Origin of the sequence: Streptococcus sp. 1055 (assembly GCF_013276815.1) — a bacterium.
In the GTDB taxonomy this organism is placed as follows: Bacteria; Bacillota; Bacilli; order Lactobacillales; family Streptococcaceae; genus Streptococcus; species Streptococcus pseudopneumoniae.
The window spans coordinates 1-613 of the sequence record NZ_VMLT01000174.1 but is presented as its reverse complement, the minus strand read 5'-3'; the positions used below and the strand labels follow the sequence as shown (position 1 = coordinate 613).

Here is a 613-nt window from a genome sequence, read left to right as displayed (position 1 = left end):
CTTCTTTAGTTGATTTCATATTACTATTATATAATGCTTTTTGATTTTAGTTTAGTATTAACATAATCGGCTTTTTCCTCATACCATTGATTAATAGCTGTCATAAATCCGTCATAGTTCCAAGCTAAGTTTTCTGCTGGTGAGAAATTTCCTGAAGACCAGGCGCTCCAAATGTCCTTACTAGACAAGCGTGTGTGATTAATGGTGATCGAAGCTTCTGCTGCACGAATGAAGGTTGTTTTTTCTAGTGCAGTTGACCATTTGATAGGAACATAGCTAGTAACTAGACCTTCGTCTGTTGTTTCTTTTCGAATGGCATTGATACGGTCTAAGATAGCCTGTTTATATGGCGTTAAGAAAGTCCCTTCAATCCCAACTAGAGTAGTACCAGAAGAAGTACTAGTGACCTAAGAGTTTAAGATATTGTAGGATTGACCATTGATTGCTTGAGTGGAAGCCAGCCTATCATTAGTGGCTACTGATTGTGATGTAACAATTCCTACCCCAAGAAGTGATAGAGCTGAAATCGTTGCAAGTGTGAACTTTTTAGCTTTGGTGTCCATTTCGTGTCCCCTTATTTTTTATTATATAGTTATTTAGTTTTAAAAAAGCG

1 protein-coding gene is annotated in these 613 nt (G+C 36.9%); it reads right to left on the bottom strand.

The window, feature by feature from the left end; all coding sequences use genetic code 11:
* Window positions 1-407: 407 nt before the first annotated feature.
* Entirely contained in the window at window positions 408-563 is a 156-nt protein-coding gene (locus HT699_RS11460) for a hypothetical protein (protein WP_172934389.1), read from the bottom strand.
* Between the last annotated feature and the right edge of the window lie 50 nt (window positions 564-613).